The 15,370-nt window shown below is 66.5% G+C and carries 15 protein-coding genes; 9 read left to right on the forward strand and 6 right to left on the reverse strand.

The genetic code is table 11. The features are described from left to right. The first annotated feature begins 69 nt into the window (after nucleotides 1-69). Entirely contained in the window at nucleotides 70-981 is a 912-nt protein-coding gene (gene lpxC / locus ACZK5G_RS03215) for a UDP-3-O-acyl-N-acetylglucosamine deacetylase (protein ID WP_005408085.1), read from the forward strand. Nucleotides 982-1,263: 282 nt separating this feature from the next. Here the strand turns inward: lpxC and ACZK5G_RS03220 are convergent, their stop codons facing one another. Further along, complete coding sequence (locus ACZK5G_RS03220) at nucleotides 1,264-1,713, reverse strand: DciA family protein (protein ID WP_005408086.1); 450 nt, start codon at nucleotides 1,711-1,713, stop codon at nucleotides 1,264-1,266. A 12-nt stretch (nucleotides 1,714-1,725) separates the two neighbouring features. Here ACZK5G_RS03220 and ACZK5G_RS03225 point away from each other — a divergent pair, with 12 nt between their 5' ends. From ACZK5G_RS03225 to ACZK5G_RS03235, 3 genes are all read left to right on the forward strand, one after another. Further along, entirely contained in the window at nucleotides 1,726-2,682 is a 957-nt protein-coding gene (locus ACZK5G_RS03225) for a M23 family metallopeptidase (protein ID WP_478465316.1), read from the forward strand. A gap of 275 nt (nucleotides 2,683-2,957) precedes the next feature. After that, nucleotides 2,958-5,690: a preprotein translocase subunit SecA gene (gene secA / locus ACZK5G_RS03230; RefSeq protein ID WP_032129708.1), complete on the forward strand. Its 2,733-nt coding sequence runs from the start codon at nucleotides 2,958-2,960 to the stop codon at nucleotides 5,688-5,690. Between the two features lie 113 nt (nucleotides 5,691-5,803). Then, the gene (locus ACZK5G_RS03235; RefSeq protein ID WP_478465318.1) at nucleotides 5,804-6,760 is read left to right on the forward strand and encodes a Nudix family hydrolase; all 957 of its coding nucleotides are present in this window, start codon (nucleotides 5,804-5,806) and stop codon (nucleotides 6,758-6,760) included. A gap of 87 nt (nucleotides 6,761-6,847) precedes the next feature. Here ACZK5G_RS03235 and ACZK5G_RS03240 read toward each other — a convergent pair whose 3' ends face one another. Together ACZK5G_RS03240 and metF are read right to left on the reverse strand one after the other, a co-directional pair. Then, on the reverse strand, nucleotides 6,848-7,432 hold the full coding sequence (locus tag ACZK5G_RS03240; RefSeq protein WP_478465319.1) for a DUF4124 domain-containing protein: 585 nt from the start codon (nucleotides 7,430-7,432) through the stop codon (nucleotides 6,848-6,850). A 40-nt stretch (nucleotides 7,433-7,472) separates the two neighbouring features. Continuing rightward, nucleotides 7,473-8,300 carry a methylenetetrahydrofolate reductase [NAD(P)H] gene (gene metF, locus ACZK5G_RS03245; RefSeq protein WP_478465321.1) on the reverse strand — a complete coding sequence of 276 codons (828 nt, stop codon included), beginning with the start codon at nucleotides 8,298-8,300 and terminating at the stop codon, nucleotides 7,473-7,475. A gap of 203 nt (nucleotides 8,301-8,503) precedes the next feature. On the opposite strand from metF, the gene ACZK5G_RS03250 reads away from it, so the two are divergent. Genes ACZK5G_RS03250 through ACZK5G_RS03260 form a run of 3 tightly spaced genes read left to right on the forward strand, consistent with a single transcriptional unit; the run spans nucleotide 8,504 to nucleotide 11,229 of the window. Then, entirely contained in the window at nucleotides 8,504-9,430 is a 927-nt protein-coding gene (locus tag ACZK5G_RS03250) for an alpha/beta fold hydrolase (RefSeq protein ID WP_478465322.1), read from the forward strand. 24 nt (nucleotides 9,431-9,454) lie between these two features. Next, a complete protein-coding gene (locus tag ACZK5G_RS03255) occupies nucleotides 9,455-10,501 on the forward strand; it encodes a sensor histidine kinase (RefSeq protein ID WP_478465324.1) in 1,047 nt (348 codons plus the stop codon). Further along, complete coding sequence (locus tag ACZK5G_RS03260) at nucleotides 10,498-11,229, forward strand: LytR/AlgR family response regulator transcription factor (RefSeq protein WP_478465325.1); 732 nt, start codon at nucleotides 10,498-10,500, stop codon at nucleotides 11,227-11,229. The genes ACZK5G_RS03255 and ACZK5G_RS03260 overlap by 4 nt, the downstream gene beginning before the upstream one ends. Nucleotides 11,230-11,235: 6 nt before the next feature. Here ACZK5G_RS03260 and ACZK5G_RS03265 read toward each other — a convergent pair whose 3' ends face one another. Further along, on the reverse strand, nucleotides 11,236-12,753 hold the full coding sequence (locus ACZK5G_RS03265; protein ID WP_478465327.1) for an amidohydrolase family protein: 1,518 nt from the start codon (nucleotides 12,751-12,753) through the stop codon (nucleotides 11,236-11,238). Nucleotides 12,754-12,889: 136 nt separating this feature from the next. On the opposite strand from ACZK5G_RS03265, the gene ACZK5G_RS03270 reads away from it, so the two are divergent. Both ACZK5G_RS03270 and ACZK5G_RS03275 read left to right on the forward strand, forming a co-directional pair. Then, complete coding sequence (locus tag ACZK5G_RS03270) at nucleotides 12,890-13,447, forward strand: DUF3228 family protein (protein WP_065722784.1); 558 nt, start codon at nucleotides 12,890-12,892, stop codon at nucleotides 13,445-13,447. Nucleotides 13,448-13,538: 91 nt separating this feature from the next. Beyond that, a complete protein-coding gene (locus ACZK5G_RS03275; protein ID WP_149908791.1) occupies nucleotides 13,539-14,171 on the forward strand; it encodes an energy transducer TonB in 633 nt (210 codons plus the stop codon). Here ACZK5G_RS03275 and ACZK5G_RS03280 read toward each other — a convergent pair. Both ACZK5G_RS03280 and ybaK read right to left on the reverse strand, forming a co-directional pair. Beyond that, nucleotides 14,168-14,671 carry a hypothetical protein gene (locus tag ACZK5G_RS03280; protein WP_478465329.1) on the reverse strand — a complete coding sequence of 168 codons (504 nt, stop codon included), beginning with the start codon at nucleotides 14,669-14,671 and terminating at the stop codon, nucleotides 14,168-14,170. The two genes, ACZK5G_RS03275 and ACZK5G_RS03280, sit on opposite strands and share 4 nt — an antisense overlap. Further along, complete coding sequence (ybaK, locus tag ACZK5G_RS03285) at nucleotides 14,671-15,144, reverse strand: Cys-tRNA(Pro) deacylase (protein ID WP_478465331.1); 474 nt, start codon at nucleotides 15,142-15,144, stop codon at nucleotides 14,671-14,673. Before ybaK ends, ACZK5G_RS03280 begins: the two co-directional genes overlap by 1 nt. Nucleotides 15,145-15,370 lie beyond the last annotated feature (226 nt).

Genomic DNA, 15,370 nt, shown 5'->3' on the forward strand with positions numbered 1-15,370 from the left:
CACTGGCGTTTCAGCCAGGGTAGGGGAGGGCGCGTGTTAATCTAATGTGTCACTTCCGGCCCATCCCCCATGATCCAGCAACGCACCCTCAAGAACACGATCCGCGCCACCGGCGTTGGCCTGCACAGCGGTGACAAGGTCTACATGACCCTGCGCCCGGCACCGGTCAACCATGGGATCGTGTTCCGTCGCGTGGACCTGGACCCGGTGGTGGAAGTGCCGGCCAAGGCCGAACTGGTCACCGAAGTGACCCTGTGCACCGGCCTGACCTGCAACGACGCCAAGATCCAGACCGTCGAGCACCTGATGTCGGCGCTGGCCGGCCTGGGTGTGGACAACATCATCGTCGAACTGTCCTCGGCCGAGCTGCCGATCATGGACGGTTCGGCCGGCCCGTTCGTGTTCCTGCTGCAGTCGGCAGGCATCGTGGAACAGGACGCGCCCAAGCGCTTCATCCGCGTGCTGAAGACCGTGGAAGTGACCGAGGGCGACAAGGTGGCCCGCTTCAGCCCGTACGAGGGCTACAAGCTGGGCTTCACCATCCAGTTCGATCACCCGATGATCCCGGCCAAGCAGTCGCGCCAGGAAATCGAGTTCTCGACGCTGGCCTACACCAAGGAAATCTCCCGCGCGCGCACCTTCGGTTTCATGCGCGACCTGGAATACATGCGCGAGCGCAACCTGGGCCTGGGCGGTTCGATGGACAACGCCATCGTGCTGGACGAGTTCCGCGTGCTCAACGAAGACGGCCTGCGCTACGCCGACGAGTTCGTGCGCCACAAGATCCTCGACGCGATCGGCGACCTCTATCTGGCCGGTGGCCAGGTGCTGGGTGCCTACGAAGGCTTCAAGTCCGGTCACGCCCTCAACAACAAGCTGGTGCGGGCGCTGATGGCCGACGCCACCGCCTGGGAATGGGTCAGCTTCGACTCGCCGGCCACCCCGGACCCGGTGGAATATGCCACTCCGGCCTACGCCTGATTCCTGTAGATCGTTGAATTGAAAGACAAAAGCGCCGCCTTCCAGGGCGGCGTTGTCGTTTCAGGCGTGTCCGGCGCATTCAGCATGCTTGACGCGCGTCAAGGCCGGTTCGAGGTCACGGTTTTGTGAACCTGTTGGATCGGAAGCCTGAATTTAACGTAGTTTTAACAACAATCTAACGACAGGCCCCCGGATGGCAGCTAGGATGCGACCCGGCCCCCGAAATGTTTCACGCCGTGGTGACACGCGCGACGGGGAGCGGAGCCGGATGCTCCGTTGTCGTCAGGACCGCTTCTTCGGCTTCGAAGGAACGTCCTGCAGGCAAGCCAAGGCGTCGCGTAGCCCTTTGTGCGTGGCGGCTGAAACTGCGTGGGGTCCATTCCGGTTGTCGAGCGCTGGGGAGCGCGTGGGAGTGGGAGACGCAGTCTTGATGGTCACCCTGGTGGCCTTCAGCCCGATGGAACGGGCCGCGTCGAGCAACTGGGCTTCGGCAAGCCGCAACTTGGCATGCCAGACCGGGGACTCGACGAGAAAAACGAGGTGTTCCCCGTCCACATTGGCCAGCCGACAACGGCTGCGCAGAGGTGGCGGCAACTGGGGGCGCAACTGACGGTCCAGCGCGTCGAGCCACAAGGCACGCCGCAGCGGGTTCCCGCTTTTGTCCGCCATCACCGCATCCAGCGCCGGCTTCGGCACTGACGCGGGGCGAACGCTGGATTTCGGCTCAGACATGAAAACTCACTGATGGCATTCAAAAAGATCGTAATCAAAACGCGTGAAGGACAGGCCAAAGCGTCGCCCATCGCGCGTTTGCGGTTCTATTTCGAGGACCGCCCCCGCGCCCTGCTGGGCAGCGTGCTCGGGGTAGGCTGCATTATCGGCCTTGCCGGCGGCATTGGCGCCAGCGCGCTGAATGATTCCCGCCTGCAGGCCAAGGTCGAGCGCCAGGATGCAGAGCTGGCCAAGGTCAAGCGCGATGCGCAGACCCAGGTCAACGCGCTGGCGGCCCGCCTCGGCGAGCTGCAGGCCCAGGCCACCCGCCTCAACGCCCTTGGCGAACGGCTGACCCAGATGGGCAAGCTGGAAGACGGCGAGTTCGACTTCAACGAGACCCCGGGTCTCGGTGACGGCGACTCCGGCGGCCCGACCAGCGACATCCCGGTCAAGGACGTCAACGCCGACTTACAGGTGCTGGAGCAGCGCTTCGCTGCTTCAGGCCGCCAGTTGTCAGTGATGGAATCGCTGATGTTCGACCACCAGCTGCAGCAGAACGCCGTGCCGTCGCGCATGCCGATCCGCAACAGCTACGTGACCTCCGGTTTCGGCACCCGTGCCGACCCGTTCGGCCGCGGTGCCGCCACCCACAAGGGCATGGACTTCCACGCCAGGGTCGGTGACCCGGTGATGGCCGTGGCCGAAGGCGTGGTCAGCTTCTCCGGCGTGAAGGGCGGCTACGGCAACGTGGTCGACGTCGACCACGGTAACGGCTACGTCACCCGCTACGCGCACAATTCGCGCCTGGTGGTGAAGGTCGGCGACCTGGTCCGTGCCGGGCAGGAAGTGGCCAAGGCCGGTTCCACCGGGCGTTCGACCGGTGCCCACGTGCACTTCGAGGTGTGGGAGAACGGCAACGTGGTCAACCCGCGCAAGTTCCTCGGCGACGGCGGCAACACGCCGGTCGGCCGCGTCAGCCGCGGCTGATGCCCGGGTCGGATCCCTTCCGCGCCGCGGGAGGGTTCTGACCCGATGCGGGTGATCTGGTAGTGCCGGCCGCTGGCCGGCAATTCCTTTGAGGGGCCCGAACGAGGTTGCCGGCCAGCGGCCGGCACTACCCCTCGGGGTTGAAACCTCAGCCGGCCGTCCCAAGCTACAATGGGTGTTGCCATCGACAGGGCGCCAGGCGCCCTGTTTCGTTTGCGGCGGACGGATCCCAAGGGGGAGGCCGGGCGTCGTGTCCATCCAACCCGGTTCCTTCAATGATCAACAGCCTGCTTACCCGCGTATTTGGCAGTCGTAACGAACGACAGCTGCGCCAGCTCAACCGCATCGTCGCCAAGATCAATGCGCTGGAGCCGGAGATCGAGAAGCTTTCCGACGAGCAGCTTCAGGCCAAGACGCCGGAGTTCAAGCAGCGCATCGCCGACGGTGAAGCCCTGGACAAGGTGCTGCCGGAAGCGTTCGCGGTCTGCCGCGAAGCCGGTCGCCGCGTGCTGGGCATGCGCCACTACGACGTGCAGCTGATCGGCGGCATGGTGCTTCACCTGGGCAAGATCGCAGAAATGCGCACCGGTGAAGGCAAGACCCTGGTGGCGACCCTGCCGGTGTACCTCAACGCGCTGGAAGGCAAGGGCGTGCACGTGGTCACCGTGAACGACTACCTGGCCCGCCGCGACGCCGCGCAGATGGGCAAGCTGTACAACTGGCTGGGCCTGAGCGTGGGCGTGGTGTACCCGGGCATGCCGCACAGCGACAAGCGCGAAGCCTATGCCTCGGACATCACCTACGGCACCAACAACGAATTCGGCTTCGACTACCTGCGCGACAACATGGCGCTGTCCAAGGCCGACCGCTACCAGCGCGGCCTGCACTACGCCATCGTCGACGAAGTCGACTCCATCCTGATCGACGAAGCGCGTACCCCGCTGATCATCTCCGGCCCGGCCGACGACTCCCCGGAGCTGTACATCCGCGTCAACCGTGTCGTGCCGAACCTGGTCAAGCAGGAAGCGGAAGACGGCGAAGGCGACTTCTGGGTCGATGAGAAGGGCAAGCAGGTGCACCTGTCCGAAGCGGGCATGGAGCACGCCGAGCAGCTGCTGGTCGAGGCCGGCATCCTCGACGGCGAGACCGAAGGCCTGTACGCGCCGCAGAACCTGACCGTGGTCCACCACCTCAACGCCGCGCTGCGCGCGCACGCGATCTACCAGCGTGACGTGGATTACATCGTGCGCGATGGCGAAGTGGTCATCGTCGATGAGTTCACTGGCCGCACCTTGTCCGGTCGCCGCTGGTCCGATGGCCTGCACCAGGCGGTGGAAGCGAAGGAAGGCGTGCCGGTCCAGCGCGAGAACCAGACGCTGGCGAGCATCACCTTCCAGAACCTGTTCCGCATGTACAAGAAGCTGTCCGGCATGACCGGTACGGCCGATACCGAAGCCTTCGAGTTCCAGAGCATCTACGGCCTGGAAGTGGTGGTGATCCCGACCAACCGCCCGACCATCCGCAAGGACAGCCCGGACCAGGTGTTCCTGAACCGCAAGGGCAAGTTCAATGCGGTGCTGGCCGACATCGAAGAGTGCGCCAAGCGCGGCCAGCCGGTGCTGGTGGGTACCACCTCGATCGAAACCTCGGAAATGCTGTCTGAGCACCTGCGCAAGGCCGGCGTGAAGCACGAAGTGCTCAACGCCAAGCAGCATGACCGCGAAGCGACCATCGTCGCCAATGCCGGTCGTCCGGCCGCGGTCACCATCGCCACCAACATGGCCGGTCGTGGTACCGACATCGTGCTGGGCGGTTCGCTGGAAGCGGAAATCCACGAGCTGGGCGAAGGCGCGACCGACGAACAGAAGGCCGCGGTCAAGGCCGATTGGCAGAAGCGCCACGAGGCCGTCAAGGCTGCCGGCGGCCTGCACATCGTCGGTACCGAGCGCCATGAATCGCGCCGTATCGACAACCAGCTGCGCGGCCGTTCGGGCCGCCAGGGTGACCCGGGTTCGTCCCGCTTCTACCTGTCGCTGGAAGACAACCTGATGCGCATCTTCGCCTCCGACTGGGTGCAGAAGGCCATGCGCATGATGGGCATGAAGGAAGACGACGTCATCGAGGACCGCCTGGTCAGCCGCCAGATCGAGAAGGCGCAGCGCAAGGTCGAGGCCCACAACTTCGACATCCGCAAGAACCTGCTGGACTTCGACGACGTCAACAACGACCAGCGCAAGGTGATCTACGCACAGCGCGATGAACTGCTGGACGCCGAGTCGGTGAAGGACAACGTCGACGGCATCCGCGACGACGTGATCTTCGACGTGGTGGCCCGCTTCGTGCCGCCGAACTCGATCGACGAGCAGTGGGACCTGCGTGGCCTGGAAGCGACCCTGGAGTCGGACTTCGGCCTGCAGATGTCGCTGACCGACCTGGTCAAGTCGCACGAAGAGCTGGACGCCGAAGCCATCGCCGCCAAGGTGCAGGAGCGCGTCAACCAGCACTTTGCCGAGAAGGAAGCCGGTGTCGGTGAGGAAACCATGCGCGCGCTGGAGAAGCACGTGATGCTGACCGTGCTGGACCAGAGCTGGAAGGAGCACCTGGCGCGCATGGACTACCTGCGCCAGGGCATCTACCTGCGTGGTTACGCGCAGAAGCAGCCGAAGCAGGAATACAAGAAGGAAGCCTTCGAGCTGTTCTCGGACATGCTGGAGAACGTCAAGCGCGAAGTGGTGACCCTGCTGTCGCGCGTGCGGATCCGCAGCGACGAGGAAGTGCAGGCGCTGGAAGCAGCCGAACGCCAGCAGGCCGAAGCGCGCCTGAGCCAGTCGCAGTTCCAGCACCAGGACGTGGGCGGCTACAGCGCCGACGAGGAAGCCGCGCAGGTGCAGGCTGCCCAGCAGGGCATTGCACAGGCGCAGCGCGATGAGCCGAAGATCGGCCGCAACGATCCATGCCCGTGCGGCAGTGGCAAGAAGTACAAGCACTGCCACGGCCAGCTGAGCTGACCCCGAAGAGCCCCGCGAAAGCGGGGCTCTTTTTTCATGGCGGCTGTTTCGCGGGGCTGATCCGGCCCGATCCGAGATTGCGCGGGCCGCCCTGTTCTGGGCATGCTTCCCCCATGGCTCCCCCCACCCGATCGATCCACGTCGTGGCCGCCGTCATCACCGACGCCCGTGGCCGCGTGCTGCTCAACCGTCGTACCGAGAACCGCGACATGGCCGGCCTGTGGGAGTTCCCCGGCGGCAAGCGCGAATCCGGCGAGACCTCCGAGCAGGCGTTGGTTCGCGAGCTGCGCGAGGAACTGGGCATCGAAGCCGATGTCGGCGAATGGCTGATGGATGTGCCGCAGCGCTACCCGGACAAGCACCTGACCCTGGAAGTGCGCCACGTGCGCAGCTGGAAGGGGACGCCACGTGGCCGCGAGGGCCAGGCCATTACCTGGGTGGCGCCGGACAAACTGGGTCGCTATTCGATGCCACCGGCCGATCTGCCGGTGGTGGCCGCGCTGCGCCAACCCGACAGCTACCTGATCACCCCGGCGCCGGCCGATGACGCCGACGGCGTGCAGCACTGGCATGAGCAGCTGCAGCGTGTGGTGGCGGCGGGCCAGCAGCGCATCCAGCTGCGGTTGCCGACGGCACATCCGGCGCGCCAGGCGATGGTCGAACAGGCCGTGCGCGCGCATCGTCGCAGCGGGGTGCAGTGGCTGCTCAACCGCGATATCGAACTGGCGCGCGCACTGGGCGTGGGCGTGCACCTGGGCAGCGAGCAGCTGCTGGAGCTGTCGCAGCGTCCGCTGCCCGAAGGCCAGCTGGTGGCCGCGTCCTGCCATGACCTGCAGCAGCTGCAGGCCGCACAGCGGTTGGGCTGCGACTTCGCCGTGCTGGGCCCGGTTCAGGCCACGGCCAGCCATCCGGATGCCGTGCCGCTGGGCTGGAACGCGTTCGCCGAGCTGCGCGCGCAGGTGTCACTGCCGATCTACGCCCTGGGCGGCATGGGCCGCGGTCACATCGCCGAAGCGCGTCGCCATGGTGGGCAGGGCATCGCCGCCATCCGCGCGCTGTGGCCGGAGTAAGGCTGCTTCGCTCGCCGGGCATGGCCCGGCGCTACCGTGTGGGATGGGGGCAGTAGATCCACGCCATGCGTGGATGGATGCTCGCGATCACAACGTGATCCAGAAACACCCGTACTGGCGCCGCAACCCCAGCACCGTCGACGCGCGCGACGCGCTGCCGGGCAGGGTCTGCTCCAGGCGCAGGCCGATGGGATGCCGCGCCACAGAGGCCACAGGGTCGGATCCCAACGCGGCAGGGCTCTGATCCTCATCCTGCGATTGCGGCAGCGCCTGTGACGGATACACCGGCACCACGTCCACCAGGGGCCGCCGCGCCAACGATTCCAGCTGGCCGAGGATGCGCTGCGCGCCCGCATCGGAAACCGCGCCCCACAGATACAGTGAGGACAGCCGATTCACATCGTTGCTGACGATGCCGACGCGCAGCGCGTCCACCAGTTCACTCAGCCGCCGCGGGCAGCGTGCCCCCAGGGTGTCGCGCTGCAGGGTGTTGCCGGCGGGCGCAGGCGGTGGCAACCGCGACCGCGCGCCCAGGCTGTCGCAGGGCCGGTCGGAGTAGACGCTTTGGCCCTGGGCATCGGTGCAGCGGTTCAGGCGCGTGGACTGTGCGTGGGCGGCGCTCGACAGAACGCACGGCAGCAGCAGCAACAGCAGGAAGGAAAGCCGGATCATCCTCGCAGGGTAGCGCCGATCACGCTTGCGCGCCGTGCTTTCAGCCCTGCAGCAGCTTCAGCACCGAAGTGGTCGGCTTGGCCAGGTTCAAGGTGTAGAAGTGCAGGCCGGGTGCGCCGCCTTCGATCAGGCGCTGGCACAGCTTGGCCACCACTTCAGTGCCGAATGCACGCACCGACTCTGCATCATCGCCATAGGCCTGCATCTTGCGGCTGATCCAGCGCGGGATCTCCGCACCGCACTGTTCGGAGAAGCGGCGCAGCTGGCTGAAGTTGGCGATCGGCATGATGCCGGGCGTGATCGGTACCTGCACGCCCAGCCGCCGCACTTCGTCGACGAAATGGAAGTAGGCATCAGGGTTGAAGAAGTACTGGGTGATCGCCGCATCGGCACCGGCGTCGATCTTGGCCTTGAAATGCTTCAGATCGGCCAGTGCGTCGGAAGCCTGCGGGTGGGTTTCGGGGTACGCACCCACTTCGATATGGAACGCATCGCCGTGCTCGGCGCGGATGAAGTCGATCAGTTCGGCGGCATAGCGCATGTCACCGGGGAAACCCATGCCCGACGGCAGATCGCCGCGCAGCGCGACCAGGCGGCGGCAGCCGATGGCGCGGTACAGCTTGAGCAGCTCGCGGATTTCCTGACGGGTGCCGCCGACGCAGGACAGATGCGGTGCGGCATCGAAGCCATGGTGCTGGTTGAGGTGGCGCACGGTCTCGGAGGTATAGCTCAGGGTCGAGCCACCGGCGCCGAAGGTACACGACACGTACTCGGGACCGTAGTACTTCAGCCTGGCCGCGGCGCGGTCCAGCTGGCTGCGCTGTTCGTCGGTCTTGGGCGGATAGAACTCGAAGCTGATGGCGGTCATGGCACGGGCGGCAGCGGCGGGTGCGGATTAGTATATCGCTTCATCAAGATGGATGTTGTCAATTTCTGCGGGCGTACATCGTCAGCCGCCTGCGACCGTTCGCCCCGGCGATCGGCCGCTGCTCCGAAATCGCCCCCCGGGTGCCATGGCCGGCGGCACGCTGAGCCCATCCCGGCACCACCCACCTGACGAAGGAGCAGACGATGAAGATCTTCCTGGCACTCTGGTATGCAATGAAGGCCCTGGCCCGGCTGGCGATGATCGGCATGGCGATGGCCGTGCTCGGCTCCGGCTCGGCGCACGCCGCCAGCGCCCCGGCGGCGGGCAAGGTGCAGGTCGAGGTGGTCGGCAAGGGCCGCCCGCTGCTGATGATTCCCGGCCTCAACAGCAGCGCCGAGGTGTGGCGCGAGACCTGCCTGGCCCTGAAGGATGTGCAGTGCCATCTGGTGCAGCTGCCCGGCTTTGCCGGTGCGTTCGCGGCCGATCCGCGCCCGGTCGAGTTCCTGCCGGCGATGCGCGGGCAGCTGCTGGCCTACCTGCATGACCAGCATCTGGGGCCGGTGGTGGTGGTGGGCCACAGCCTCGGTGGCCTGTTGGGCCTGCAGATGGCGCAGGCCGAGCCGAAGGCGGTCAGCGCGTTGGTGGTGGTTGACGCCCTGCCATTCCTGCCGGCCGCGCGTGACCCGAAGGCCACCGCTGACAGCGTGCGGCCGATGGCCGACCAGCTGCGCAAGGGCATGCTGGCCGCCGGCGCAGCGCAATGGCAGGCGCAGTTGAAGGCGGGCCTGCCGGGGATGACCCGCGATACTCAGCGCCAGGCCGAACTGGGCCGCTGGGGCGAAGGCAGCGATCGCCAGACCACGGCCGATGCCATGCATGCGGTGATGACCACTGACCTGCGTGACAGCATTGCCTCGATCACCGCACCGACGCTGGTGCTGGGCAGCTGGGCCGGCTACCAGCCGATGGGTGGCACCGAGGACGGCACCCGGGCGGTGTTCCAGTCGCAGTACGCGAAACTGCAGGGCGTACAGATCGCGATGAGCGCGCAGGGTTTCCACTTCCTGATGTGGGATGATCCGCGCTGGTTGCAGGAACAGGTGCGGGCCTTCCTCGACCGCCACCACTGAGTTTCAACACGCCTCGGAATGGACATGCCGGATTCCTCCTCGACGGTACGCTTCTGGCTGCTCAATGCGCTGGTATGGGCGCTCTATGGCGTTGCCGGAATCGGCCTGCGCCAGGCCTATTTCAGCGATGCCGGAAGCGCAGGCGTGTTGATCACGCTGGGCCTGGCGTTGGCCCTGTTTGGATGCAGCGGTGCCATCCGTGCGCTGGCGCTGCGTGCCGACTGGTGGGCGCGCGGTATGGCCGGGCTGTTGCTGCGGCTGGCGCTGTCGGTGGCATTGGGTGCTGCAGTGGCGCAGCTGCTGGTGAACATCGCGCTGCACTCGGCGCTGGCCTGGAACTGGGTGAGCCTGGGGCGGCAGACGGCCGACTTCAGCCCCAAGGCGCTGCTGCTCTACTGGTACACCACTGCGGTGATGCTGGCCCTGTGGGCAGCGCTTTGGGCAAGCCTGCACAGCCTGCGTCGGATACGCGGGGCGGAACTGGCCCGCCTGCGCGCCGAAGCCGAGCGCAGTGCGCTGGAACGCGATGCGCTGCGTGCACGGCTCAACCCGCACTTCATGTTCAATGCGTTGAACAACCTGCGCGCGCTGATCCTGGAAGATCCTGAGCGTGCGCGCGACATGGTCACCCGCCTGTCGCGCACGCTGCGCCAGGCGCTGGCGCACAACCGCAGTGAGCAGGTCACGTTGGCCGAGGAGCTGGCGGTGGTCGACGACTACCTGGCCATCGAGGCCATCCACTTCGAACAGCGCCTGCAGGTAAGCCAGCACATTGATGCCGATGCCATGCAGACGCAGCTGCCGGCGATGGCACTACAGCTGCTGGTGGAAAACGCGATCAAGCACGGCATCGCCAGCCGCCCCGGCGGCGGCGAGGTGCAGATCCGCGCCACGCTGGACAATGACGTGCTGCGCCTGCAGGTGGACAATCCTCTGGGCAGCGCCAACGAGCCCACCCCTGGGCATGGCGTCGGCCTGGCCTACCTGCGTGCGCAGCTCGGTACGCAAGGTCGTTTCATCCTGCAGCCGGTCGGCGACCGCATGCGGGCCCTGCTGGAGATTCCGCAATGAATGGCGTGCTGCGCGTGTTGATCGTTGATGATGCGCGGCTGGCGCGGCAGGAGCTGCGCACGCTGTTGTCGGCGCTGCCGTGGGTGCAGTGCGTGGGCGAAGCCGACGATGTGCCTGCCGCACGCGAGGCGATCGCCACACTGGCGCCGGACCTGGTGCTGCTGGATGTGCAGATGCCGTCCGGCAGTGGCTTCGATGTGCTGGACGGGCTGGAGGCGGTGCCGGCGGTGGTGTTCGTTACCGCCTATGACACCTACGCGGTGCGCGCGTTCCAGGCCAACGCGCTGGACTATCTGGTGAAGCCGGTCGAGGCACCGCGTTTGCTGGAAGCGTTGCAGCGGGCGCGCCAGCGCGAGGTGGTGGCGGGCGAAACGCCGGAGCCGCGCAGCACGCTGGGCGCGCAGGACCAGGTGTTCGTGCGCGAGGGCGAACGCTGCTGGTTCGTCGCGGTCTCGGAGATCCGCCGGCTGGTGGTGGATGGCAACTACACGCGGCTGTGGTTCCGCGACCAGAACGCGTTGCTGACCCGCAGCCTGAGTGCGCTGGAAGCACGTCTGCCGCCGGATCTGTTCTTCCGTGCCAACCGCAACACGCTGGTCAACCTGCGCCGTATCCGTGGGGTGTCGCCCAGCATCGGCGACGGCTATGACCTGGCGCTGGATGATGGCAGCGAGGTGGAAGTGTCGCGGCGGCAGGCGCGGGAGCTGCGTGAACGGATGGCGTTGTAGCTGCCGCTACAGCTCGGCACTGACCGGGCTGGTGATGAAGCCCCACAGCAGGCGCGCCATCACCGCCGGTGAACGTGCCTGCGCGCGGGTGTAGGCGAGCAGTGCATCCAGCCGCGAGCGGTCGTAGAGGTGCCCGGCCAGCAGCACCGCGTGCACACGACGGGTGTTGGCGGTGTCCTGCAGCGGGTTGCCGTCGAGCAATACCAGGTCGGCGGCTTTGCCGACCTCGACACTGCCATGCGATGCCTGCAGCTCCAGATGACGCGCCGCGTGCAGCGTTGCCGCGCGCAGCACGTCGGCCTGGCTCAGGCCTGCCTGCCGCAGCCACTGCAGTTCCTCGTGATAGCGGAAGCCACCCAGCCCGGTATCGGTGCCGACCAGCACGCTGACGCCGGCACGGTGCGCGGCACCGGTGAGGGCCAGTCCATGCTCGAAGTACGCCTTCAACGCGTCTTCGCCGCGCAGGCCAGGATAGCGTTCGGTGGTGGCCGTCAGATCATCGCGCCATGCCCAGCGCGAAAGTGGATCGAGATAGGCCAGACGTGGATCGTTGATGAAGGCGGGGTCGCGCGCACGCGCATCCTCTTCGCGGGTGACATGGGTGGGTACGAACGCGGCGCCGCTGGCCTGCATCAAGCCGAACGCCTCATTGCACACGGAAGGCTGGTAGCCACCGACCATGCGTTCGGCCAGTGCGGTCGGATCTTCGCCATCCAGCGTACCGCCGCGCCAAGCGGCGGCGTTGTCGAAGCAATGACGCACGAACAGGTGCGCATGCTCGAAACTGCGCTGGCCTGCCTGAAGCGCGTCCTCCAGCGGAACCGCCCTGGGCAGGTGGCCGACCAGCGGGCGATGCAGGTGCCGCGCTTCGCTGGCCAGCCGCTGGTAGGTATCCGCACGCAACCGGTTGTAGACCTTCAACGCGTCGACACCGCGCGCGCTGTACGTGCGCGCACGCTGTGCCGCGGTGTCCGGCGCCAACGCTGGATCTTCGAAATAGAAGCTGGCGATCTGCACGAAGCGCGGTGCGACCTGCTGGCCGGCAACGGCCTGTGCGGTCCAGCGGCGCTTGTCGGCCACGCAGGCGATCAGCGGATCGGTAGCCTGCGGGCAGTCCATCATGTCGCGGGTGCCGGTGATGCCATTGGCCAGCATCAGCGGGAACTGCAGCTGCGGCGACAGCTGCAGGGCGTGGGTGTGCATGTCCCAGAAGCCGGGCAGCAGCCAGCGGCCGCCGGCGTCGAAGACCGGCAACGCTGCATCGGCAATGCCTTCGCCGACGGCGGTGATCGTGCCGTTGCGGATGGTGACCGTGGTGGGTTCGCTGACCTGGCCGCGCGCGACGTCCACCACCCGCGCGTTGACGATCATGCGGCTGTTGCCCGGCTCGGGCAACGGCGGTGCCGACAGCGGCCAGAGCAGAGCGGCGGCGAACAGCAATGGCGGCGCCAGCAGCAGGATGGTCAGGACGATCTGCCATCGCCGACGGTGGGCGGAACGGGGCAACGCGCGTGCTACATCCATGAGCCGGCGATCCTTGCATTGGGTCCCCCGCAGGGTGCTGCAAGCCGGACGCGGGCGCCAGTGACCATCGGCATCCGCCCCTGCCTGTCGCCGGGGCGGTTACCCTGTGCGGTGGAACCCCTGATCACGCCCCGCCATGTCCATCGTCCTCACCGACTTCGCCCGTCCCCGCCTGTTCCCGCGCGTGCCGCGCGGCAACACCATCCAGGATTGCACTGCCGAGCAGTTCGAGGCACACCTCAATGCGCACGCGCCGCTGAAGGTGCTCGACGGCTACGCGCCGTTCTGCAAACTGTTCGTCTACGAGAACTGGACCAGCACGCGCTGCCTGACGGTGCCGGTCACCGACGCCAACCGCCACCAGCTGCGCAGCGGCTACGAGGCGCGCAACCGCGAGGAACTGCCGGTACTGGTGCGCTGGTTCGAAGGCGTGGAGTCACCGCGTGCGAACTACCTGGTGGTGATCCTGTACAGCGCCGGGCAGCTGGCGAAGGAGGGTTCACCGATCGAGGCCGACTGGGGCATCGTCGGCTGTATCTACACCGCCGAACCCGAAGAGGTACCGATGGCGCCGATCACCATGATGCGCAATGCACTGGGCGTGGAGGAGGGCGGTTCCGGTGTGCCGCTGGATCGCGAGGCTTATCAGCGCTCCGTCGCGTTCTGGGAGAACAACGCCAACTGGCGGCCGTGAGCCCACGCTGCGGCCGGCCAGTCGGCCTGTGAACAGGGAAGATTGCAGCGGGGCGCTACCATGGCGGTGGATCAACGCAGGGAGCACAGGGATGGATGTTCGCAGTTGGATGCCGTTCGCATGGGTCGCCGCAGGCCTGCTGGCCGCGTGTGAGGGCTCTGCAGCAAAATACGATGCAGGCGCTGCCTGTGGTGCTTTGTCCGACGTGACGCCGATCCGCGATGCCGGCGTGGGTTCACTGCAGGCGCAGGCAACGTCGGGGCGCTGCACGTTCCATGTGGAAGCGGATGACGCTGCAGCGCTTTCGCGTCAGCAGTCGTTGCTGCAGAGCGTGTCTGCGATCGCCTGTGGTGCGCCAGCCACCACCCGGCCTTCGCAAGGGGCTGCAGGCTTCGACCTGCAGATGCCTGCGCGTTGCCCACTCTCTTCCAGCACGCCCTTGATTGCCCGGGAAGGAGGCTGGCACCAGCGGCGACTTTCGTCGGTCCCGACGTATCCTGCGGCCGCCATGCGCGAGGCCCAGCAGGGAGGTGTCGAGCTGATGCTGCTGCTGGATGCGCAGGGCAAGACCCAGGCGATCATCCTGTCCCGATCCAGCGGCTACCCGCTGCTCGATGCGGCGGCGCTCAAGCACGCGCGTGACTGGCGCTACGAGCGTGAAGCGGCAGGCAAGGCACCAAGCATGAGCCTGATACGCGGCACGGTCACGTTCAAGCTCAACTAAGGCGTCTGCAGGGCGGGCTCGGGCTTCCACTCCCACCAGGTGTAGTGGTATTCGCGCTCGGTCGCGCTCCATTGCTGCGCGCAGCAGGTGCACGTCAGCCGGTAGCATTCGCCCCAGCCGTCCTCCGCTTCGCCCCGTGCACGCAGCTGCACGTGATCTTGTTCCAGCAGCGGCTCGGGGCTGAAGAACACATAGGATGGGTAGAGCGCGCACAGGCAGCCTTCGCGTGCCTGCCAGTAGCGCAGCCGTTGCAGGGCCGCCTTGAGGTGCGCCTGGTTGCTGATCAGCATGCCGCCAAGGGCGATGCCTTGGCAGCTGCGTTCGATCGTATCCACATGCGCGACCAGCGCGTCCAACGATGAGGCGCTGAACAGCCGAGCGACCGTACGCGCGGCATCGGTAATGCGCGTTGCATCGCGCGACAACAGGTCCTGCAGCAGCACATCGGCCTGTGCATCGTCGAGCCGGGGTATCGGTGCTGCAGACCAGGGCCAGCGCATCAGCGTGACTTGCCGATGGCAGCGTAGTGGCCGGCAGTCAGCCGCAGCAGGTCGGCTGGTGCCAGTTCCACTTCCAGGCCGCGGCGACCGGCGCTGACATGCAGCGCGGGCAATGCCTGCGCGCTGGCGTCCAGGAAGGTGCGCAGGCGCTTCTTCTGCCCGAGTGGGCTGATGCCACCGACCAGGTAACCGGTCGCGCGCTGTGCGGCATCGGCCGCGGCCATTTCGCACTTCTTGCAGCTGGCCGCTTCGGCAAGGGCCTTCAGGTCCAGCTGGCCGGCCACCGGCACGATCGCTACCAGCAGTTCGTGGGTCTCGGTGCTGGCCAGCAGGGTCTTGAACACCTGGGCCGGGTCGAGGCCGAGCTTGTCGACGGCTTCGCCGCCATAGGATTCGGCGTGAGCATCGTGCACGTAGCTGCGCACGGTGTGGGCGATCTTCTCGCGCTTGAGCAGGTTGATGGCCGGAGTCATGGGGGCATCCTAGCGCGGGGCAGGGGTGTTGCCTTGACCGAGGCTACTGCACCATCAGACCTATTCGGTTCTGCGGCCAAAAGGATTTAGCTTCGTCAAATCAGCGAAGTATCTGCTATGACTGCGCTGAAGGTCTGTCATGTCCTTAGCTTCCAGTATGACGACCTCGTGTCCGTCGTCGTGCCCAATTAGGCTGATCTCAATTGCGAGCTTTTCGCGTGATGCA

The organism is Stenotrophomonas sp. 62841_Sma, assembly GCF_056482945.1.

Excerpts from the sequence above, each read along its gene's own strand:
- ybaK (WP_478465331.1), bottom strand. The coding sequence starts at position 15,144 with ATGACTCCGGCCATCAACCTGCTCAAGCGCGAGAAGATCGCCCACACC.
- ACZK5G_RS03265 (WP_478465327.1), bottom strand. The coding sequence starts at position 12,753 with ATGGATGTAGCACGCGCGTTGCCCCGTTCCGCCCACCGTCGGCGATGG.
- ACZK5G_RS03280 (WP_478465329.1), bottom strand. The coding sequence starts at position 14,671 with ATGCGCTGGCCCTGGTCTGCAGCACCGATACCCCGGCTCGACGATGCA.
- ACZK5G_RS03270 (WP_065722784.1), top strand. The coding sequence starts at position 12,890 with ATGTCCATCGTCCTCACCGACTTCGCCCGTCCCCGCCTGTTCCCGCGC.
- ACZK5G_RS03240 (WP_478465319.1), bottom strand. The coding sequence starts at position 7,432 with ATGATCCGGCTTTCCTTCCTGCTGTTGCTGCTGCTGCCGTGCGTTCTG.
- lpxC (WP_005408085.1), top strand. The coding sequence starts at position 70 with ATGATCCAGCAACGCACCCTCAAGAACACGATCCGCGCCACCGGCGTT.
- ACZK5G_RS03225 (WP_478465316.1), top strand. The coding sequence starts at position 1,726 with ATGGCATTCAAAAAGATCGTAATCAAAACGCGTGAAGGACAGGCCAAA.
- ACZK5G_RS03275 (WP_149908791.1), top strand. The coding sequence starts at position 13,539 with ATGGATGTTCGCAGTTGGATGCCGTTCGCATGGGTCGCCGCAGGCCTG.
- ACZK5G_RS03250 (WP_478465322.1), top strand. The coding sequence starts at position 8,504 with ATGAAGATCTTCCTGGCACTCTGGTATGCAATGAAGGCCCTGGCCCGG.
- secA (WP_032129708.1), top strand. The coding sequence starts at position 2,958 with ATGATCAACAGCCTGCTTACCCGCGTATTTGGCAGTCGTAACGAACGA.
- ACZK5G_RS03220 (WP_005408086.1), bottom strand. The coding sequence starts at position 1,713 with ATGTCTGAGCCGAAATCCAGCGTTCGCCCCGCGTCAGTGCCGAAGCCG.
- ACZK5G_RS03235 (WP_478465318.1), top strand. The coding sequence starts at position 5,804 with ATGGCTCCCCCCACCCGATCGATCCACGTCGTGGCCGCCGTCATCACC.
- metF (WP_478465321.1), bottom strand. The coding sequence starts at position 8,300 with ATGACCGCCATCAGCTTCGAGTTCTATCCGCCCAAGACCGACGAACAG.
- ACZK5G_RS03260 (WP_478465325.1), top strand. The coding sequence starts at position 10,498 with ATGAATGGCGTGCTGCGCGTGTTGATCGTTGATGATGCGCGGCTGGCG.
- ACZK5G_RS03255 (WP_478465324.1), top strand. The coding sequence starts at position 9,455 with ATGCCGGATTCCTCCTCGACGGTACGCTTCTGGCTGCTCAATGCGCTG.